This is a genomic window from Pseudarcicella hirudinis (genome assembly GCF_900115665.1).
GTDB classification, from domain to species: domain Bacteria; phylum Bacteroidota; class Bacteroidia; order Cytophagales; family Spirosomataceae; genus Pseudarcicella; species Pseudarcicella hirudinis.
In genome coordinates, this window is record NZ_FOXH01000011.1 from 120,118 (window position 1) to 141,978 (window position 21,861).

Sequence of the window (21,861 nt, forward strand, 5' to 3'; positions counted from 1 at the left end):
AAAGAGTTTTTTTTAAGTGGTATTTTTTCATTTATCCCACAATTCATTAGTCTTAACGTTTACTAACGGGTAGTTTTATGTGATGCAATATTTTACTTTTTTTCCTGCTGAAAATTCATTTCTTTTCTGCGCTAAAATCTTTTTTTCGTGCTTATGCACACCAAGGGAATCATTTTTTTATATATTTGAAAGATAAAAATTATTTGCCATTCAAATTCACCAACCCCTGTTCCCGTATGTTTATTTTTAACCCCAAATTAGATGCCAAATATCTGGAAGAACTTTATGGCGGGGATCCTGAAATTACGCAAATGATGTTTAATCTCTTTTTGACTGACAGTATTCCATCATGGGAAAAAGTTGAAGGGCTCATCAGAGATGGTCAGTTTGCTCCTGCAGGAGAACTTGTTCATAAAATAAAACCTTCCTTTTCCATGAGCGGACTTACCGCCCTTCATCCACAGGTTCAGGAACTTGAAAAAAGCTTAAAAAGCGGAGGAGAATATAATGCCCTGATAGCACTTTATGAAGATATTAACGGGCAGTTATATGACCTTAAAGCAATCATTCAGGAAGATATAGACCGTCTTAATCAAATTATATGAGAATTGGCATAGAGGCACAACGCATTTTCAGGCCTAAAAAGCATGGAATGGATATTGTGGCATTAGAATTGATTCACACACTTCAACGGATTGACAAGGTTAATCAGTACTTTATTTTTGTAAAACCTGATGAGGATGATACCTGTATAAAGGAAACTGAGAATTTCAAAATTGTCCGCATTCCGGGAGGAAATTATGTTTACTGGGAACAAATACTTTTACCTAAAGAACTCAGCAAATACAAACTTGATCTGATTCACTGTACCAATAATACCGCTCCGTTGTTCTGTAAAACGCCGATTGTACTCACTCTTCATGATGTAATATTTCTGGAAAAAAACAGTGGGGGTAATGGTGGAACTGCCTATCAGAAATATGGTAATATGTACCGTAAATACTTACTTCCTCTCATTTTTGGAAAATGCCGGAAAGTACTTACTATTTCTACGGTAGAACAAGCCAATATCAGCCGGGCACTGAATGTTCCGAAAGAACAGGTTACAGTTGTGCATAATGGCGTAAGCCAGAGATTCGGTGAAAAACCGGATGCCGGGGAATCAGAAAAGGTGAAAGCGAAGTTTAATTTACCTGAAAAGTTTTTCTTTTTTCTTGGTAACAAAGATCCGAGAAAGAATGTCCCTAATGTTATAAACGCTTTCATTCCTTTTACTGAAAAATACCCTGAAGTAAAACTGGTAATAACGGCATTAGATGCAGCAATGGTTACTGAAATTCTGGAAAAGAGTGGAAAATCCGCTCTGATTGACCGGTTTATTTTCCCGGGTTATGTTTCCAATAATGAATTGACTGTGCTGTATCACCAGGCTTTTCTTTTTCTGTATCCTTCCCTGCGGGAAGGTTTTGGTTTACCAATTCTGGAAGCGATGTCGGCAGGCACACCTGTACTGACCTCAAACGTTTCTTCCATGCCTGAAGTGGCCGGAGACGCTGCATTTCTGGTAAATCCTGAATCCGTGGAAAGCATTACTGAAGGTATATTTGATGCATTTGAAAATGAGACAAAAAGGGCAGAAAAGATACAGGGCGGTTATTTAAGACCCCCGCTATTTACCTGGGAAAATACTGCAAAAAAAATGCTGGAAATTTATCAGGAAATTCAATAAGGAACTTCTGACATTTACATTGTACCGTTAACCATTTCACTCATCTTATGATAAAAATATTACTTGAACTTATTTTCTGGATTTCCATATTGCTGGTTGTTTATACATATGTGGGCTATGGAATTTTGGTTTGGTTTCTTATCAAAATCAGAAAAATCTTCGGTATCGAATATCTTCAGAAATTTGACAGTTCTTTCGAACCTAACATCACACTGGTTGTACCAGCTTATAATGAGCGGGCCTTTGTAGAAAGCAAACTGAAAAATTCGTTTGGTTCAGATTATCCCGCTGATAAACTGGAGGTTCTTTTTGTTACGGAAGGCTCAAATGACGGTACTACAGAGTTTCTTGAAACACAGAAAAGTCTCTACCCGAATCTGCGGATTATGGGCGGTTCTGAGCGGAGGGGCAAAATTGAGGCTATGAATATGGCGGTTCCTACCATCAAAACTCCGGTGGTTATTTTCACCGACGCCAATACAACCCTTAATAAAGACGCTTTAAAGAATATTGTCCGTCATTTTAATGACCCGAAAGTTGGTGCCGTAGCAGGTGAAAAAAGGATTCAGACCAATGAAAATGAGGCAGCTGCGGGAGCAGGAGAAGGTTTGTATTGGAAATATGAATCTTTTCTGAAAAAACTTGATACAAAGCTTTATAGCGTAGTCGGAGCGGCAGGAGAATTATTTGCAGTCAGAACTCATTTATTCGGCCATGTAGAAAAAGATACGCTTTTAGATGATTTTGTCATTTCTCTCAGAATCGCAGCAGAAGGTTACCGCGTCATTTACGAACCGGAAGCATATGCTATTGAGCGACCTTCTTTTTCGATCGGAGATGAGAAAAAACGTAAAGTGAGGATTGCAGCAGGTGGTTTTCAGGCAATTGCCCGTTTATCTTACCTATGGAATATTTTCAAATACGGATGGCTTTCTTTCCAATATGTATCACACCGGGCTATGAGATGGGCTGTTGCACCTTTTTGCCTTCCACTGATTTTTGCGGCAAATATCGGTCTTTTGCTGGTTAAAGAAGGTATGGAGCATTACGACATGGTTTTCTACAATACAGCCATGGTTGCGCAGGTTATTTTCTATGCTATGGCATTTCTGGGATATAAACTTGAAAATATGCAAATCCGTGTAAAGGCACTTTTTGTTCCGTTCTATTTTTCTTTTATGAACTGGTGTGCTATACAAGGTTATTTCAGATATAAAAAAGGACTTTCTTCAGGTATATGGGAAAAAGTAAAGAGAGCCGAATAACCGGCTCTCTTCAATTTCTCAGTATTCTCAAAATTATTGTTCCTGCACAACTACAGCCATGTTTAATTTTTTTCTGGCTATTTTCGCCTGGGTTTCAGCCTCCGCTTCATTCTCATAACCTCCGATACAAACTTTAATTAATTTACCGTCTTTTTTAGAAACTTCCAGAAACTGAGCCGGATAACCTTTTGCAATCAGCTCTTCTTTCTGTTTTTCGGCATTAAGAAAATCCTTAAAAAGCCCTGTAAAAAGTAAATATTTACCCTTAAAAGTCGTTTCTCCCTCAAAAGAATCAGTTGTTTCTCCCTGTTTTTCCGGTTTGTCGGAGTCAATGACTTGCGGAGGCTGAGGAGGAGTATCAGTAACCGGCGCTTCAGCCATTGATACCGGAACAACTAATGCCAGTTCTTTTAAAGGAATATCATTATGCGGCATCAAAAATTCTTTAAAAGTAGTTTCGCTGTGTAAAGGTGACAACATCCACCAAAGATACACCCCACAAAAACCTGACAACATAGCCAGGCCAATTCCGATCAGCCACTTTAAATGATATTTTCTTTGGGCAATTACTCTACGACTTATACGCTTTTTTGAACTCATAGCAGATTTGTTTTTCAGGCAAAACTTGAATTATTTAGGGCGGTTTATTTTAAATTTTCGGCTAAAACTTTATTAATCCGTTCAAACGGGAAATACTTAGGTTATCATTTAAGAGGTTTTTCCAAAATAGCTTGCAATGCTTATTCATCTGTAACTCTGCCGGAGAAACGGATTGCATAAACCAAAACCATTAAGTCAATTGAATGTTCTTCTGTCGATACTTTCCGGTACAGGATTTGTATCCTTTGGCGGTAATTCCCGGGAAAAGTATGCGAAATTTACTAAATTATCTGGAATTTCAAGGTTTTAGAATGGCCAACGTTTTCAAATCAGGTACTTTTCTTCAGAAAATCAACTCAGGTATCAGCGAATTACCCGGATATTTCAGGCTGTTTGAAAGGCTAAAAGGTGCTGTTCAGATAAGAGACAGAATGGGGAAAATATTAAGGAGGGTTAAAAAATAAGGTTCGTTCTGATGCCATGTGATCGGAACGAACCTGCTTTAGCTTTAAACGTTTTCAGATTGTAACAAAGCCGGGAATGTTTTCAGAATAATCTGTACATCCATTCCGAAAGAAAATTTCTTGGCATATTCAATATCCAGCTGGATACGTTCTTCCTCAGTCATATCTTTCTTACCTTTTCCACGCTTGGTTACCTGCCAGAGTCCTGTCAGTCCACCCGGGCCGGCAAAACGATAAATATATTCATCAGTTGTTAACTTTTCAGCTTCGTATAAAGGAAGTGGTCTGTTTCCTACCAATGAGATATCCCCGATTAAGATATTGAATAACTGAGGTAATTCATCAATACTGGTATTTCTCAGAAACCCTCCGATTCTGGTAATTCTAGGGTCATTCTGAAACTTCATAAAAGCCACTTTTTCACTTTTCTCAACAAGATAAGTTCTTTCACAAACCTGTTTCCCGTCAAGATAAAGAGGCAATTCACAGTCAACTTCTTTGGCTCTGCACTCAGCACACAATCCGGAAATTTTATTCTTATTATCTCCTTTTGTGTACATATTCAGGGAACCCATGTTTTTAATCAACTGATCTGCATCAGTTCTCATCGTTCTGAATTTGTAAAGATCAAAGATTTTGTATCCTGCTCCTACCCGTTTGGATTTATAAACCACCGGACCCTTCGAATCGATTTTAATTAAGATAGCAACCAGAATCAAAAGAGGTGAAAGTAACAAAAGCGCAGATCCTGTTGCCAGCACATCAAACGCGCGCTTCCAAAGCGGTATTTTTACATCCAACACAGACGATGAAGTCTGTTTCATGGCTACATAATGTCTTCTTTGGGAAAAATAATTCAGACGGGCCATTAAATCCCCGGTACTAAAATCCCTTAAAAAAACATCATCTCCTTTTTTATTGATGATTTCTTTAATTACGCCTGGAGTAATTTCATTCACCGTAATAATTACCGGTAAATTTTTCGACCAGGACTCACTTCTTATCGTATCCAGAAACTGAAAACCTCCGGTTCCCTTGCTGATAATAACAGCATCGGGAGGGTAACTGTTTTTAATAAGATCAATGGCTTCCTCCGGAGAATTCAGCACTTTAATCTGAAGTTCATGCCCGAATTTCTTTAAAAATTCTACTGTGTTGGAAAGTTCCTGTTCAACATAGTAAATTTTCAGGTGTGTTGGTTGTAAATCTCCATTCATAGAATAACAGATTAAGTTTTTTTAACTCTTCGCAAAATGGTTTTGATTTTCGCCTGAACTTCCATCGGGTTGAAAGGTTTCAGCATAAAGTCATCCGCACCTAAATTAAGACATTCTATTCTCTCTTTACTTTCGTCTGTTCCTGACAAAATGATAATAGGAATCTCTGAGAACAAATTACTTGCTCTGGTTACTTTGATAAACTCCTTGCCGTTCAAATGAGGCATGTTAAGATCTGCAATCACAAAATCAACATCATTACCCTTTTCCAGCCATGCCAGGCCTTCCATTCCATCACCTCTGACAGTTACATCAAATTCCTGTTTCAGAAAATGTTCCAAAATAATACGGGTACTTGGTTCATCATCAATAATCAGAAGTGTTTGTTTCTTTTCCATATAGTTTTTCTGTTGTAAAGACATATATCAGGATTATGCAGATATAAGACGCTATTGCGGCATAGTTACCCATTATAGGTCTTGTTATTATCTGTCCTTGCCATTCAGTAAACATGATTTAGCCATAAACTGAACAATAATCATGTCTGCTGTTATTACTATTATTTCTGTTTCCCTCCTTCAAAAGACTTTAAATCAACCCATTACACATCCGGGCAATTAAGCTTTATTTACGGCCGGCAATATTTGTTGAAATCATATTGCCATATTAAATAATAGTAAACGTTTGAACCGAATTATATTTCAGAAAGGAATCAATCAAGAAAAGCGCACCGGAATAAAATACAGAAGTGATAAAACCACAATTGTTCCATCAAAAAATACAGAAACAGGGACAGCTAAATACCCGTCAGCCATTACTGTATCCAATTCATAATTTCATTTTTCCCGGATTTATAACCGGAAAAGCAGTGTGCCCCTTTTTTAATAATTCCAATTTACCTGAACTTATATTTCAATGTTCAATATATTAAACAGATATCGGATAATCAATATATCATTATCTGTAAAATGTTAATATTTTTTAGGATTTAAATCCGGTAAGGATAGAATTTATAATTACCAAAAAATGCAAAAACCCTGCCAAATAATAGCAAACATATTAATAAACTTTCCAATTACGAAGGTTATTAATACAAAAATTACACTTTTAGCGAAGAAAAACGTAAACAAAGAAAAAAACAAATCAATAAATTTTGCAAAGACGAAGGTCCTAAATCTCTCTTCTTAAAATCAAACAACTAAAAATAGAAATAATTCTACTTACTTTTCATTCTTTGAAAATTACAAGTCAGAATTCTGAAATTTTCCCGCAGTTTATCCTTTCTATTTCGGACTATTCCGTGAAGTCCGGGTTTGTTTTATTCCATTTAATAACATAAGCGATAAAGGCGCTTTTTTGTTTTCAAATTATGAGAAATAAAGAAGAAATCTCTCTCTAAGGTAAATTCCTGATGATGAATTATTTTCTCTTTTAAAAAAACGTCTGAAACAACTTTTGGCGTTTAGAAAGTTTATAAATTGCCTTTATTTTACTTATTCTTACTTCTTTAGATTTTTACATTAAATATAGCTTCATGGCCAATTACACAATTCTCAAAGCAATTTTCCAAAACGATTCAATTCCTGATACATTAATTGCTTCAATTGATGGTGAAAAGGTGCAAGACCTCAGTCAATTTTATGAAACCCTGGGTAAAATATTCAAATTTCCGGACTACGCTGAAAATAACCTGGATTCATTTGATGAATTAATCAATGACCTTGAATGGCTGAATGAAGAAGAAATTCTGATCATTCTCAAAAATTATGACCTGCTTTTATCTGAAGAAAGCCTGGAAACCAAAGAGGTTATCCTCAGTATTTTTGACGATGCCGCTGAAGAATGGAAACACAGAGATGATGTTCAAAAGAATATTAAAATCCTTATAGAACCTTCAGAAGAAGCCATCGAGGACCTTTCCGAGATTGGGATTGAGTTTGAAGAACAATAAGTTTTCATCAGTAAATAAGCCTGAAACACACAATTATGAAACAAAACTATATTTACCGTAAACTAAAGATTTTTCTGTTTCTCTCAGGAATATTCTTTCTGGCAAATCATGCAGATATACTTGCCCAAACTGTTACCCGCGGTCCTTATCTTCAGATTTCCACGCCAACCAGTATACAAATCCGCTGGAGAACAGATGTTGCCACTTCTTCTAAAGTTCAGTATGGTTTAAGAGCAGATGCACTATCGGCCTCAAATACTGACAACCAATTGGTTACGGAACACATTATCACTATTTCAAATCTTGCCTCTAATACAAAATACTATTACAGCATTGGCGCAACGGACAAAGTACTTCAGGGAACAAGCGATAACTTTTTTATAACCGCCCCGAAAGCAGGTACCGAGCAAAAAGTACGGATCTGGGCAGTGGGTGATTGCGGAAACAGGTCAGAAAGACAAAAAAATGTCAAAGAAGCCTATCTTAAATACATTGGTGCCGAATATACTAATCTCTGGCTTTTAATGGGAGATAATGTCTATTTTGGCGGAGACGACAATGATTTTCAGAAATCTTTTTTTGAGCAATACCAGAATGACAAAATCATGAAGCAGACCGTTCTCTTTCCTGCTCCCGGAAATCATGATTATGACTTTTTTGAGAAGAAACAAGGCAATCCTGACATGGCTTATTATCAGGTTTTTTCTATGCCTGTCAAGGGAGAATCAGGTGGCGTTCCTTCCGGAAGTAAAGCCTTTTATTCCTATGATTTTGCCAATATTCATTTCATCAGTCTTGATTCTTATGCAGCAGATGCACAGCAATTTCATATCTGGGACCTTGTCAGTGAGCAGATTACCTGGTTAAAGAAGGATCTGGAAGCTAATAAACAGAAATGGACAATTGTCTATTTCCATCATCCTCCATACACAATGGGTTCTCATGATTCCGATAATGAGAACGACCTGAAATTGATCAGACAAAACCTTGTTCCTCTTCTGGAAAAATACAAAGTTGACATGGTATTATGCGGGCATAGCCATAATTACGAGCGTTCCAGGCTTATGAAAGGACATTATGGATTAGAAGCTTCATTTAAACCCGAGCTTTATAATAAAAGCAGTTCTTCCGGAAAATATGATAATTCGGACAACTCCTGTCCTTTTATCAAAAACAGTAACAGTGCTGAAAATGAAGGGATTGTTTATGTCGTTTCAGGTTCGGCCGGAGCAATGGGAACGCCTAAACCAAGTTATCCTCATGATGCGATGTATTATTCCTATCCCGATAAGGGAGGCTCTTTTTATATTGAAGTTGAGGCAAACAGACTGGATGCTAAATTCATCACTGAAGAGGGGAAAATCAATGATCAGTTTACCATGATGAAAGATGTAAATCAGAAAAAAAACATCAGTATTGATCATTTCCAAACCTTAACTCTAAATGCTTCCTGGCCAGGTGGTGCTTATAACTGGAACAATGGTGGAGTAGGGAAAAGTATTGATGTGACTCCTCCAAAAAAGGTAATTTACACTGTTAAAGATGGGAAAAACTGTCTGGCAGATACCTTCAATGTCAGTTTAAATCCTTGCAGAATCGGGCAATTTGTTATTCCTTCCTCTAATGGTACTACCCGTATCGCCACTTATGAATGTACAGATGAAGAAGGATATGTACATTATTCGGATAAAGACAGAAATCTTCTGCTTTCTGTGAAAAAAGGTGATATTAATATCGGAACTATCGGAGATAATTCTTTAACAGTAAGTCTTTCCGGGGCTTCAGGGGCAGCTAAAATCGAAGCAAAATATCCGGAAAATTATGTAAAAAACCCGCTTGGATGGTATGCGATGAGGAGGTTCTGGACGCTGTCATCAAATCAGAAACTCAGCGCAGGTCAGAAGCTTAAAGTTAGATTTTATTACAAAGATGAGGATTTCAATGCCATCAAAACGGCACTCAATTCCAGAATTTCTCAGCATGTGGATCTGAAAAATTACTTTATCAGTTCCACTGCCAATGCAGATGCAGATCCTTCAAATGGCCATTTAAAAATCACTTCCGATAATATCCAATTACTCTCTTCCACCGCTAATGGCTGGTTATACACCAATCTCGGCAATGGTACACATAGCAGTGAATTTGAAATCAGTCAAACCGGAAGCGGAGGTTTACTGGGTTATTCTCCTGCCCGGTTCCAATTACAAAATCTGATCTTAAAGTCAGAAGGAGAAGGTATCAGAATTGATTGGGCTACGAGTCTGGAGCAAAATATTAAGAATTTCAGTCTGGAGATGAAAAGTGGTTCAAACAATTTTCAATCTGTTTATACCATAAATTCCAAAGCTCAGAATGGTTATTCAGAAAGCACTTTAAATTATTCTTTTCTGGATAAACCCCGTTTCGGAAGTGATATCCAATACCGCTTAAAAATCACTGACCTGGATGAAAACATTTCCTACTCTGCAATTTCTACTATCTCAAATCAGGCTTTAGGACTGGAAGAACTTTTGAACAGTGAAAATCCTTTTCAGTTTGAAAGTCTGAGTGTTTATGACTTGCAGGGAAGAGAATTTTTAAAGATTGAAAGTAAAGGCATTTTATCAAGAAGTCTGTTCGACAAAATTCCTTCAGGGTTATATCTTGTTGAGCTCAGAACCGAGCGGGACAGCAAGATTTTAAAGCTTGTGAAATAAAACCTAAAAAAGCCCGGTATTCAATTGAGTATCGGGCTTTTTTAGGTTTAAATCTGTTTTATTTATCCAGTTCCAGTTTCTGATTTATTCCTTTCTCAAGCATTGGCAACCCCTGAGTCATCCACAAAGGTGCCGGAGCATCTTTCAGATAATGGTCAAAATACTGATACAATCGGATAGCAAAATCCTTTCTGTTTTTACGCAAAGTCAGTCCATGCTTTTCTCCGTTATAATTGAGTAACCATACAGGCTTATTTAATCTTTTCAGTGCCATATAGTATTCAATCCCCTGATACCAGGGTACTGCACCATCATCATCATTATGCATCATCAGTAAAGGGGTCTGTATTTTAGGAGCAAAGAAAAGCGGTGAATTGTCAAGGTATTTCTGTGTATTTTCCCACAGATTTCCACCTATTCTACTTTGTGTATGTTCGTATTGTGCCTGTCTGGAAAGACCCGATTCCCAGCGAATACCACCGTAAGCACTGGTCATGTTTGCCACCGGAGCACCCGCCTCTGCCGCTCTGAAAATATTGGTTTGAGTAACCAGATAAGCAGTCTGATAACCACCCCAGCTATGCCCCGAAATACCGATCCTGTCTTTTTTCACGAATCCTCTGGCAATTAAACTTTCAACCCCCGGAATCAGACAATTATAAGCACTTTTTCCCGGATCACCGATTTTGTAAACAATATCCGGCACAAAAATCAGGTACCCGTTGGAAGTAAAATACGGATAGTTTATATAAGATCTGATAGGAGACGGAACAAAGTGCGTATGCAGGTTATCTGAATTTTTCTCATAATAATAAACCATTAAAGGATATTGCTTCGTCGGATCAAAATTTTCCGGTTTATACAAAAGACCTTGTAAAGGCGTTCCGTCCTGTGCTTTCCAATCTATCAATTCTACACTTCCCCAGGCATATTCTTTTTGCTGAGGATTGGCATCAGAAATCTTACTGATATTTTTGAGAGAAAGATCCGTAGTGTACAAATCAGGGAAATTCTGAAAATTCATTTTGGTGAAAATCAACTTATCCGCATTTCTCGCTTTTACCGGATTTGAGAAAGAAAATGCCTGTTTTACAACCGTTTCAGGAAATGCTCCCGGTGTTTTTCCCGCCAAAGCAAATCCTTCATCCTTGTTTACAGCGTCAAAGATTTTGAATAAAATAGTGCCTTTCATCGCAAACTTCTCTTCCGGATCTAATTTTGCAACACGATAAACCACTTTTGTATTACGTCCGTTAGTCAGGATTTTTTTATTCCCATTCGGGTCTATGCCCCAAACGTCATAACGATCATACACAATGAATGATCTCTCGTCTTCTGTCCATCCTGCCGCTCCGTAAGACTGAGGAAAGTCAGGATGATCGTCATCTTCTTCAAAAAATCTGACCGTTCTGTTATCCGTAATTTTTACCGTTTTATTGTCTTTTACAGAATAAGCAAACCAGGCTGTATCAGCTAAAGCCCACCATGTTACAAAATTTGCATTAGGAGAAAGAACAGGGTTTCCTCTCAGCGCTGTAGCAATCTGTTTCTTTGAACCGTCTTTCAAATTCAACAAATACACATCTCTTCTTGCATTCCAGTCCCAGTGTTCCTGAGAATATGGCTCCTCAGAGGTAGCTAATAACAGGTTATTGTTAGCATCTTTATCTAAAGTAACATTCGGAATTTCTTTGGAGCCCAATTGTATTATCTGAAGATTGTCAAGATTTACAACAGCCAGATAGGATTTCTTTCTGTCATCTTCCAGTGACACCTTCTGCTGAGGCTGCAATCTTTTATCCTGCCAGTTCCATACTTCCACATTTACAATTTCTTCAGGCAATAAGGTAGTGTCTGGCACTACCGGTTTGGGATTTGTTCCAAAAAATAGTTTAGAACCGTCCTTCGAAAACTTTGGCTGGTAGTTATCGCTGATTAACCAACCCTGTGGCGCAAATGTCTGACTCTCATCAGTCAGTTTCTGAGCAGTTTCCTGTCCTTTTTTCCATAAGTATAATTTAGGAAGACGAATCTGGGTCTTGGCATTAGTATCCAGATCAGCGATAAACGCTGTCTGTAAGCCATCTTCTGAAAGGCCTATTTTCCTGAACTTTCCTTTGGATTTAAAAATATTTTCCAGCTTTCCGGTTGATAATTCATAAGAATAAACTCCTGAAACGAAAGAAGAATCATTTCCGGTAGTACTGAATACTAGCCGGCTGCCATTTTTTGAAAATTCATAGTCGGTCACAAAGGGAAAAAACTGTTCTGTTTTACCGGAAAGATTTCTCAATACCAAGCGATAACCATTTGTTTCACTTTCCTTTTTGGCTGCCTTCTTTTTTGTTTCTTTCTGGGTGGAATCCTTCTGCTTCTCAGCTGTTTTCTTTGCTTCTTCTACCTGAAAAGCAACCCAGCCTCCGGATTTTTCCGGAATTTCATAAGAGATTACATTCGGATATTTAAGCAGGGCGTTTGATTTCAGATGATAAACAGCCAGCGAGTCTTTCGGAAGGTCTTCTTTCTTTTTCTTCTGACGTTTAAGTGCTTTTACCACATTCAGCTGTGGTTTGATTTTAAAAACAGCATATTCAGAATCATCCGTAAGTCTGAGATCATACCCTCTGCTGACAGAATCAGTTTTTTGATTTTTCAAAGAATAGATCATAACCTTTCCATCTCCTTCCTGAGGATTTAAGGTATAAACTACAGATTGTCCATCATTTGAAATTAATTTATCGGGGATTTCTTTCCAATTGTCATAAACATCATGACTCAATGTTTTTTTGGCAATGGCGGAGGCTGGCTCCTGAACGTTTGTTTTACTTTTTTTCTTTTGTGCCAGAAGGGAAGTTGACAAAAGAAGGCAGGCAAACACTGTAAACAGTTTTCTCATATTCAGGTTAGTTTTTGATGAATTACTAACCTAAAATTACTGATTGATTTACAGGGTTTGCAATGATTTTATGAGTTTTTCAGGAAATTGCTTAAAACTAAGGCGATTTCTTTCCTTTTTTTATTTTCGTTGTGAAGATTCACGGATTTTAAGCTCCGTTTTTAAGACTTTTACCTGTGAAGGAAAACTTTCACCTTTATATTCAATCTGACTGATAAGAATATTTGCGGCAATTTTCCCTATTTCAGTAGTTGGCTGAGAAACGCTGGAAATCGTTGGGGTCATTAATGAACAGATGGGTTCATCATTAAAACTTACCAATGCTACTTCCTGAGGAATTTGCACACCTCTTTCCCGAAGTGCCAGCACTGCACCAATCGCCAGGCGATCACTCACTGCCAGAATACCATCCGGAGGATTGGGAAGATTCATCAACTGATGCGTACAGGTGGTAGCAGTTGACTGGTGGTAATCGCCATAAATCACCAGGGAATCTTCAACAGGTAAATTTCCTTCACGCAGAGCACGGAGATAGCCCGCTTTCCGTTGATTGCTCACGGTAACATTTTTGGACCCGGCAAGAAATGCGATTCTTCTGCACCCATTGCTAATCATATGACTAACAGCCTCATAAGCAGACTGCTCATTATCTACCATTACTTTCGAGGCATCTATTTCCTCACATTCCCTGTCAAAAAAGACAAGAGGGATTCCTCTTCTCTGAAGGCGTTTTAAATGTTCAAAATCTGTAGTTTCTCTGGAAAGAGAAATAATAAAACCTTCAACCTGTCCACGGGAAAGGTTCTGCACGTTAGTCAGTTCTCTTTCATAAGACTCTCCGGTCTGGGTAATCAGCACACTGTAACCAGCTTCAATAGCAGCCTCTTCAATGCCTTTTACAACGGTAGAAAAGAAATAATACCCCAAATCGGGTACGATAACACCAAGCGTTTTAGTTCTGCTCTTTACCAGACTGGTAGCCAACACGTTAGGTTGGTAGTCCCACTCCTGTGCAAGATCAAGTACTGACTTTTTAGTTTCAGGATGAATATCGGGCAAATCACGCAGGGCTCTCGAAACCGTTGCGATTGAGATATTGAGGTGACGTGCTATGTCTTTTATTGTTACCTGATGACGCATTGTAATTTATGGTGATAATTCTCAAATTTACACAAATTTGTCATAAAAACTATCCGATACTCTATCCTTTCAGGCTAACCTTTGCCCGGGTACATACTCCGCCGATGGGAGGATTAAATTTAGAAACAAAAACCTCAACCGACTCAATTTCAGGGTATTTATATCTGACCTGGTTAATTACTTTCTGAGCGATGTGTTCCAATAATTTTGCAGGCTCTTTCATGACTTCCGCAATTATTTTATACACATCTCCGTAGTTTACAGTTGCTTTCAATTTGTCTTTCTCTGCCGCTTCTGTAAAATCTGTAATAATCTGAATATCGATCTGATAGCGGTTCCCTATTTTTTGTTCTTCTTCATAAAACCCATGATACGCAAAAAATTCCAAACCTTCGAGTGCTATAGTTCCCATATTTTCTTTTTTGAACGAAATATTAATGTGGCTGGCAAAACTGAATAATAAAAAATCGTAAGTCATTAACCTAAAATGACTTACGATCCTGAATGAATTTATTTACTATATATTATCGAAAAAGGATCCTCCTCCTACAGTTCCGATTCCGCCGTGTTTGTTCAGTTCCTCCATTACAGAAGCAACTGTCGGCAAACCATCATCTTCTTTACCGAATTTCTTTAATTTAATTTTCGGCATTTTCACTTCTTTTACAGATTCTGCTGCATTATTCAACTTCACATCCTGCGCCTTCGGCTCTTCCTTAACAGGCTCATGTTCATTTACAATCGCATGCACTGTCGGAAGTTCCTCATTTTCATCATCATATTCCGCAGCAGGCTCAAATTCAACTTCTACTTCATTGTTATGCTGTGGTAATTCCGGTGAAACCACTGTTTCCTCAGTACTCACAGGCTCAGGAATAGTACTGATTGCTTCAACCTCAGGAATATCTTTTGATTCAATAACAGGCTCAGGAGCAATAAGCGGAACCTCTTCTGTTTTTTCCTGAATTTCCGGAAGGTTCTGGCTTGCAGCATTTAAAGCATTACCTGCCATTTTATCTTCAAACCGATTCGCTTTTTCAAGGGCATCATTTGCAAAACGTTTCAGTTCCACTACCAGATAATCCTTATAACGCTCCATCGCTTTAAAGTCTCTTTCCAGGCCTTTCAAGTCGTTTACAGCTTCGTCAAGAATAAATTTAGCTTTATTCTCAGCATCAGAAGTTGTCATATTAGCCTTTTTCCTTGCTTCTGCATTGATTTCTTCCGCTCTGACTTTGGCATCAATCAATATTTGCTCAGCTTCTGCCTGTGCTTTATCATTAATCTCCTTTTGAGTATCTTCCGCAGCTTTAAGTGTTTTGAACAAACTACTTTCAATCTCCTTCATCCTGGCGATTTCCCGCTCTGCATTTTCTAACTGACCTTTTGTATGGCGAACCTCTTCAATTACCTTGTCCCATTCCTGAGAAAGAGAAAGCAAAAAGGCATCCACTGACTCCACATCATAGCCTCTGAAAGACTTGTCAAATGAGTGTTGTCTTATTTCAAGTGGGGTAATTTTCATATCTTTAATAATAAAATAATTCTTGTTTTCGGATAGTTATCTGTTCTTCTTTTCAGACAACAAAAAATACTGATTTTCAGGATAATTTCCAGACAGATATCTTTTTATCATCTGAAGCTGAAACCAGCTGATTTTCATATTCGCTCCACCATAGCCTGTTCACCGAAGTACCATGTCCGGCATGCCGGGCGCGATCAATAACTTTCAGAAGTCTGAACGTCTCCGCATCCCAGACTTTTATGGATTTATCCATACTACAGGTGGCAAAGAATTTACCGTCAGGGCTGAAAGTAAGGTGGTTAATGGCAAAAAGATGAGCGACGATATCATTTTCCAAAGAATATTGTTTCTCAACATTCCAGGCTTTCAAATGAGCATCTCTACTCCCTGAAACCAAAAAACGATAATCAGGGGTATATTTCAAGGTAAAAACGGAATTAGTGTGTGCTTTTATTACGAATTTTAAGGAAAAATCCTGCAAATCAAAGATTTTAACTGAAAAATCACTGTAACCTACAGCAAATTCTCTCTTATGCGGATTAATTTCCACACATCTGGCACTTTTATCGGAAGCTTTCAGATGTTTGACAACCGCAAACTCCTGAATAGACATGATTATTACTGTTCCGTCACCCAAACAAACAATTGCCAGGTTTTCATACATCTTTATATCAAAAATAGAACTGGAAGTAATTTTGATTGATTTGACCTCCTGTTTATTCTCAATATCAAATACATGAATTCCTTCAAAATTCTGCCCAACCCAAAGCTGTTTCGATTTTTCTTCATAACACATGGCATAGACTGAGGCAGGAACTTTTGCAATAAGCTCACCCACATCGGGTTTTTCAAGATTCCATCTGACAACCAGCCCATCCCCTCCGGCAGAAAAAAAATGCTGTTTATCCGGAGTTCTCTCCAAAGAATAAACACTATCCCGGTGTCCGGAAAAGGTATCAATTTTTTCTACGAGCATTAAATAACTGGTTATAAATTCCGAACAAAATCTTTCCTGCCAAAAACCCTGCGATTCACGCTAAAGGTGCATTTTTTTCCTAAACTAACTTCAAAATTAGTGGATTTGATTGCGAATGACAAACAGTAATCCAAGAAAGCCTTGTAAATTTGTAACGGAACTGAAGGCTTATTCAGCTCTTCTCCGTTAAAGTTTCACAGTATATGGCCATTGTTTTCGAAAAATTTCTTTCCCCGAAATCTTTAATTGTTCTTTGGAAAATAGAAGAACAAGCTTCCTTTTTTTCAGAGTATCTTGGTAATGCTGAAAACGTTATCAGTGAATTGGGAAACATTTCGCATCCGCAAAAGCAATTGGAATGGCTTGCCAGCAGAACCTGTGTGAAACACCTTTGTACCAAACTCGGGCTGGAATATCAGGGCATAAAAAAAGACCTTCATAATAATCCTTATTTAATTAATTCCGAAGGATTTGTTTCTCTTTCGCACACCCATGGTTACGCTACGGCAATTGTAAGTTTATCTGATGAAGTAGGTATTGACATTGAGAAAGTCTCAGATAAACTTTCTTATGTTTCTCATAAATTTCTCTCAGAACCGGAATATATTCAGGCAGATAATGACCTGAAAACGCTCTGCATTTACTGGTGTGCCAAAGAAAGTTTATATAAACTGCATGGCAGGAGAAATCTGAGTTTTAAAAACAACATTTTCATTGATCATTTTGATAGAAACCCTTCGGTTATTTCGGGGAAAATCACACAAAATGATCAGATTACAAGTCATACATTACATGTTTTCTATGAAAATGATTTTGTATTAACGGTAGTTTAAGAAACAGTTCAGCACTTTCCCTGCTCAGGAAATTGCCTTCAGAATATGTTCTACCTCCTTCACCCGGTCATCATCTCCCGTTTTTTCGAAGGCCAGGATGAGGTTTCTCAGCACCCTTTTAATAATGTCAAGATTGGAACAGGGCTGATAAAAAATATCATTGGGTGTAAGATTCAACTGTGCAATATAATTGTCGATATCAATCTTACTGAAAACCAACCCTTTATTAAACACATTCAGATAAAACTGAAAATTGTCTTTTTTATAGGTGAGTACAAAAAGATTCGGCAGGTTAACGCCATATAAAGGCACTCCCAGTTTCTGGGCAATCAGCATATATATTACACAAAGGGAAATAGGATTTCCCCGATGTGTTTCCAGCACAATATTAAGCATGGAATTATTGGCAGAATGGAAATTCTTGGTATTTGCTCCAAATTTCAGCTTACTGAAAATTACTGAATTTAAGACCTTTACCTGGTCCATCGGATGCAAACCTTCTCTGAATTCTATCCATACATCATAATAAATCTGATCCAGAGAAGTTCTCAGTTTCTCATAAGATAAATCAGGATATTGATAAGTGGCTACAGCCCACATTCCTTCCAGCAGATCCATTGCCCCGCCCTCCTTCCATAAAGTCAGCCGCTCAATTACCGATTTATACTGCAAATCGTGGATCAGTTCTTCGATTTTACGCTGCATAAGAGGATTAAGGCTACTGTCTTCCCAACGATCCTCGAGATATGGAATCATCTCTCCGCCAAGCGAGCGAATTTTATCTTCGACCAGCGTGGCGACCTCCTGATCTTCATCATCCAGTAAAGAAATCAGGGCTTTAATTTCGTTCTCGTTCATGCTAAGCTGTAATAAATAAATTGATTAGTAAATGACAATTGACTTTTACTTAATTGTGTCATTAATCTACAAATTTATTCTAAAAACTACAAATTATAAATACTCGTTCAAACTGCCGTTTAAAAACTGACCACGTTTTTTCTTCAAATATAATTTTTTTTAGGAATGAAAAGCCTTAATTTTACTAACTAATAGATCACTCTTCAATTCTGAATTCTCTTTTTATGAAAATTTTAGTAACAGGCGGTGCTGGTTTTATTGGATCCCACACGGTAGTAGAATTGCACAAAGTAGGTTATGAATCCATTATTCTTGACAACTTTTCAAACTCCGACAAGAAGGTTTTAGACGGATTGAAACAAATCATTGGAACAGAGACTCCGTTCTATGACAATGATATCAATGATCCGGCTACTTATGACCGCATTTTTACGGAGCACAAGATTGATGGCATCATCCATTTTGCAGCGTATAAAGCAGTAGGCGAATCTGTTGAAAAGCCTCTGAAGTATTACCGGAATAATGTTGCTGCGACAGTCCTTTTACTGGAAAAAATGCAGGAACACGGTGTTAAAAACCTCGTTTTCTCTTCATCATGTACAGTTTACGGTCAGCCGGAAGCACTTCCGGTAACTGAAAATTCACCTGTGCAGCCTGCCACTTCTCCTTATGGAAATACCAAGCAGATTTGTGAAGAAATCATCCGGGAAACAGTGGCAACCGGTAGCGGACTCCGCTCTATTTCCCTGAGATACTTCAACCCGATCGGAGCACATGAATCAGCTTTAATCGGAGAACTTCCGCTGGGCGTTCCGGCAAACCTGATCCCTTTCATTACACAAACTGTAGCAGGGTTAAGAGGCCAGCTCTCTGTATTCGGAGATGACTATCCTACAAATGACGGAACGGCTGTCCGTGATTACATTCACGTAGTAGATCTGGCAAAAGCTCACGTATCCGCTTTGAATCTTTTACTGAAACAACCGGAAGGACAATATTATGATTTTTTCAATATTGGTACCGGAACAGGAAGCTCTGTACTCGAAGTTATTAAAGCATTCGAAGATGCAACAGGATTAAAAGTAGATTACGCCATAAAACCAAGACGTGCGGGAGACGTAACTGCTGTATATGCTGACGTTACCAAATCAAGTGAAATTTTAGGCTGGAAAACAGAAAAAAGTCTGACAGAAGCACTTGGAGATGCCTGGAAATGGCAATTAGCTGTAAGTAAAAGAAAATAATTTAAATTATTCAAAACATAATTTTTCACACAACGTTGTTGAAATGAAAAAAATCCTAATTACAGGTGGAGCGGGTTTTATCGGCTCCCACGTTGTCAGATTATTTGTAACCAAATATCCTGAATATCAGATTTTTAATCTTGATAAATTAACCTATGCCGGAAACCTGGCCAATTTGACAGACATTGAAAATGCTCCGAACTATACCTTTGTAAAAGGAGATATTACAGATGCTGAATTTATTGACGGTCTTTTTTCAGAACATGATTTCTACGGCGTTATTCATTTAGCAGCTGAATCGCATGTTGACCGTTCTATCACCGATCCGATGGCTTTCGTTTTAACCAATGTTATCGGAACAGTGAACCTTTTAAATGCAGCCAAAAACAGCTGGAAAGCAAATATCAGCGAGCATCGTTTCTATCATGTTTCTACTGATGAAGTTTACGGGGAACTACACAATCCTGAAGACTTTTTCCTCGAAACTACACCTTACGATCCAAGATCACCGTATTCTGCCTCAAAAGCTTCTTCCGACCATTTTGTAAGAGCTTATGGTAATACCTATAAATTACCGGTAGTTATCACAAACTGTTCCAACAATTACGGCCCTAATCATTTCCCTGAGAAATTATTGCCGTTGATGATCCATAACATCCTTAACAACAAACCTCTTCCTGTTTACGGAAAAGGTGAAAACGTAAGAGACTGGTTATTTGTGGTGGATCATGCAAGAGCAATTGATACCGTTTTCCATAATGGTGTAATCGGAGAAACGTATAACATCGGCGGATTCAATGAATGGAAAAATATCGACATTGTCAAATTGCTTTGCAAATTGATGGACAGCAAACTGAACCGTGCTGAAGGAACTTCTGAAAAGCTTATCACTTACGTAACGGATCGTGCAGGACATGACCTTCGTTATGCGATTGATGCGACCAAAATCATGAATGAGCTTGGCTGGAAACCATCATTGCAGTTCGAAGAAGGTCTTGAAAAAACCGTTGACTGGTTTTTAAGCAATTCAGAATGGCTTGAGAATGTTACTTCAGGAAATTATCAGAAGTATTACGAAAACATGTACGCAAACCGATAATTTTGAAATAATGAATGCGAAGCTCTGAAAAGAAATGTAATTTTCAGTCAGGTTGATCATTCAAAATCAGAACACATGAAAGGAATAATTTTAGCAGGAGGCTCTGGCACCCGTCTTCACCCTCTTACCTTAGCTGTCAGCAAACAATTAATGCCGGTTTACGACAAACCGATGATTTATTATCCGTTGTCTATTCTGATGCTTTCAGGTATCCGTGAAATCCTCATTATCTCAACGCCTCATGATTTACCGAATTTCAAAAAATTGCTGGGAGACGGATCTCAGGTAGGTTGCCAGTTTAGCTATGCTGAACAACCTTTGCCTAACGGACTTGCACAGGCATTCGTTATTGGCGAAGAATTCATCGGAAATGATAAAGTTGCCCTTGTTTTAGGGGACAATATTTTCTACGGTTCAGGCTTAAGTAAATTATTGCAGGCAAATAATGATCCTGATGGCGGTGTGGTTTATGCATACCAGGTTCATGATCCGGAAAGATATGGTGTGGTAGAATTTGACAAAGATTTCAATGTTTTGTCTATCGAAGAAAAACCGGCAAATCCTAAATCTAATTATGCCGTACCGGGTCTATATTTTTACGACAATGATGTAGTGGAAATTGCTAAAACAATACCTCCTTCTCCTCGTGGTGAATACGAAATTACGGATGTCAATAAAGAATATCTGAAAAGAGGTAAATTAAAAGTTGGTGTGCTCAACAGAGGAACAGCATGGCTTGATACCGGTACTTTTGCCTCTTTAATGCAGGCAGGTCAGTTTGTTCAGGTCATTGAAGAACGTCAGAGTTTAAAAGTCGGCTGTATTGAAGAAGTTGCCTTCAGAATGGGCTTTATTGACGCAGAACAGCTTAAAACGATTGCCACTCCTCTGGTAAAAAGCGGATATGGACAATACCTTCTTAACTTGTTGAAATAGCAGGTTTCCTTATATAAATCATCAAAAGTCTGAGCGAAATCTCAGACTTTTTTTATACCCTCAATCTCAAAATCAGGCAAAATCCGGGTGAAGACCATTCTATATTTAAAAGCCGGCAGGGATGTAATTACCAGGTGGTAAAACCGGATAAATAAACGAAAGAATGCTTCAATTCTGAGTTTTTCAGCTCCGGAATAAGCTTTACTGGGATTATAAAATTGCAAAAAAAATATAATTCCAGACAGAATCAATTCAAGAAATAATACAATTCTAAAAAAATCAGAAGAAGGTCTGAATACCCGGATTTCTCCGCAAAACCCTATCTATATATTCAGAAATACGCATTTTATTGAAATAATACAATCTATGCTATACTGTTCTAGTAATTCAAATATTTATAATTCAAACCATTCAACCTGCCATAAAAAGACA

At 37.9% G+C, this 21,861-nt stretch carries 19 protein-coding genes; 10 read left to right on the plus strand and 9 right to left on the minus strand.

Annotated features, from left to right (window positions below):
* Positions 1-236: 236 nt before the first annotated feature.
* Genes BM179_RS17635 through BM179_RS17645 form a run of 3 tightly spaced genes read left to right on the plus strand, consistent with a single transcriptional unit; the run spans position 237 to position 2,994 of the window.
* A complete protein-coding gene (locus tag BM179_RS17635) occupies positions 237-605 on the plus strand; it encodes an Hpt domain-containing protein (RefSeq protein ID WP_092018480.1) in 369 nt (122 codons plus the stop codon).
* On the plus strand, positions 602-1,729 hold the full coding sequence (locus BM179_RS17640; protein ID WP_092018481.1) for a glycosyltransferase family 4 protein: 1,128 nt from the start codon (positions 602-604) through the stop codon (positions 1,727-1,729). Before BM179_RS17635 ends, BM179_RS17640 begins: the two co-directional genes overlap by 4 nt.
* 47 nt (positions 1,730-1,776) lie before the next feature.
* Entirely contained in the window at positions 1,777-2,994 is a 1,218-nt protein-coding gene (locus BM179_RS17645; RefSeq protein WP_092018482.1) for a glycosyltransferase family 2 protein, read from the plus strand.
* 33 nt (positions 2,995-3,027) lie between these two features.
* On the opposite strand, the gene BM179_RS17650 is transcribed toward BM179_RS17645, so the two are convergent.
* Complete coding sequence (locus tag BM179_RS17650; protein WP_092018483.1) at positions 3,028-3,594, minus strand: SPOR domain-containing protein; 567 nt, start codon at positions 3,592-3,594, stop codon at positions 3,028-3,030.
* 269 nt (positions 3,595-3,863) lie between these two features.
* On the opposite strand from BM179_RS17650, the gene BM179_RS17655 reads away from it, so the two are divergent.
* A complete protein-coding gene (locus BM179_RS17655) occupies positions 3,864-4,058 on the plus strand; it encodes a hypothetical protein (RefSeq protein WP_143095260.1) in 195 nt (64 codons plus the stop codon).
* 44 nt (positions 4,059-4,102) lie between these two features.
* Here the strand turns inward: BM179_RS17655 and BM179_RS17660 are convergent, their stop codons facing one another.
* Positions 4,103-5,275 (minus strand): sugar transferase, encoded by a 1,173-nt coding sequence (locus tag BM179_RS17660; RefSeq protein WP_092018485.1) that lies wholly within the window; start codon positions 5,273-5,275, stop codon positions 4,103-4,105.
* Positions 5,276-5,286: 11 nt separating this feature from the next.
* Entirely contained in the window at positions 5,287-5,673 is a 387-nt protein-coding gene (locus BM179_RS17665) for a response regulator transcription factor (protein WP_092018545.1), read from the minus strand.
* 1,136 nt (positions 5,674-6,809) lie between these two features.
* Here BM179_RS17665 and BM179_RS17670 point away from each other — a divergent pair.
* Together BM179_RS17670 and BM179_RS17675 are read left to right on the plus strand one after the other, a co-directional pair.
* On the plus strand, positions 6,810-7,226 hold the full coding sequence (locus tag BM179_RS17670) for a barstar family protein (protein WP_092018486.1): 417 nt from the start codon (positions 6,810-6,812) through the stop codon (positions 7,224-7,226).
* A 35-nt stretch (positions 7,227-7,261) separates the two neighbouring features.
* The gene (locus tag BM179_RS17675) at positions 7,262-9,922 is read left to right on the plus strand and encodes a metallophosphoesterase (protein ID WP_092018487.1); all 2,661 of its coding nucleotides are present in this window, start codon (positions 7,262-7,264) and stop codon (positions 9,920-9,922) included.
* Positions 9,923-9,980: 58 nt separating this feature from the next.
* Here the strand turns inward: BM179_RS17675 and BM179_RS17680 are convergent, their stop codons facing one another.
* From BM179_RS17680 to BM179_RS17700, 5 genes are all read right to left on the minus strand, one after another.
* The gene (locus tag BM179_RS17680) at positions 9,981-12,818 is read right to left on the minus strand and encodes a S9 family peptidase (RefSeq protein ID WP_092018488.1); all 2,838 of its coding nucleotides are present in this window, start codon (positions 12,816-12,818) and stop codon (positions 9,981-9,983) included.
* 120 nt (positions 12,819-12,938) lie between these two features.
* Positions 12,939-13,958, minus strand: coding sequence for a LacI family DNA-binding transcriptional regulator (locus tag BM179_RS17685; RefSeq protein ID WP_092018489.1), 1,020 nt, complete (start codon positions 13,956-13,958; stop codon positions 12,939-12,941).
* A 61-nt stretch (positions 13,959-14,019) separates the two neighbouring features.
* The gene (gene folB / locus BM179_RS17690; protein ID WP_092018546.1) at positions 14,020-14,370 is read right to left on the minus strand and encodes a dihydroneopterin aldolase; all 351 of its coding nucleotides are present in this window, start codon (positions 14,368-14,370) and stop codon (positions 14,020-14,022) included.
* Positions 14,371-14,475: 105 nt separating this feature from the next.
* Positions 14,476-15,483, minus strand: coding sequence for a DivIVA domain-containing protein (locus BM179_RS17695; protein WP_092018490.1), 1,008 nt, complete (start codon positions 15,481-15,483; stop codon positions 14,476-14,478).
* A gap of 76 nt (positions 15,484-15,559) precedes the next feature.
* The gene (locus BM179_RS17700) at positions 15,560-16,459 is read right to left on the minus strand and encodes a WD40 repeat domain-containing protein (protein ID WP_092018491.1); all 900 of its coding nucleotides are present in this window, start codon (positions 16,457-16,459) and stop codon (positions 15,560-15,562) included.
* A 203-nt stretch (positions 16,460-16,662) separates the two neighbouring features.
* Between BM179_RS17700 and BM179_RS17705 the strand changes: the two genes are divergently transcribed.
* Entirely contained in the window at positions 16,663-17,292 is a 630-nt protein-coding gene (locus tag BM179_RS17705; RefSeq protein ID WP_092018492.1) for a 4'-phosphopantetheinyl transferase family protein, read from the plus strand.
* Positions 17,293-17,316: 24 nt separating this feature from the next.
* On the opposite strand, the gene BM179_RS17710 is transcribed toward BM179_RS17705, so the two are convergent.
* Positions 17,317-18,150, minus strand: a complete 834-nt coding sequence (locus BM179_RS17710) for a transglutaminase-like domain-containing protein (RefSeq protein ID WP_092018493.1) — start codon at positions 18,148-18,150, stop codon at positions 17,317-17,319.
* A gap of 224 nt (positions 18,151-18,374) precedes the next feature.
* Between BM179_RS17710 and galE the strand changes: the two genes are divergently transcribed.
* From galE to rfbA, 3 genes are all read left to right on the plus strand, one after another.
* Positions 18,375-19,394, plus strand: coding sequence for a UDP-glucose 4-epimerase GalE (gene galE / locus BM179_RS17715; RefSeq protein ID WP_092018494.1), 1,020 nt, complete (start codon positions 18,375-18,377; stop codon positions 19,392-19,394).
* Between the two features lie 43 nt (positions 19,395-19,437).
* Complete coding sequence (gene rfbB / locus BM179_RS17720) at positions 19,438-20,493, plus strand: dTDP-glucose 4,6-dehydratase (protein WP_092018495.1); 1,056 nt, start codon at positions 19,438-19,440, stop codon at positions 20,491-20,493.
* 75 nt (positions 20,494-20,568) lie between these two features.
* Entirely contained in the window at positions 20,569-21,429 is an 861-nt protein-coding gene (gene rfbA / locus BM179_RS17725; protein ID WP_092018496.1) for a glucose-1-phosphate thymidylyltransferase RfbA, read from the plus strand.
* Positions 21,430-21,861: the final 432 nt, after the last annotated feature.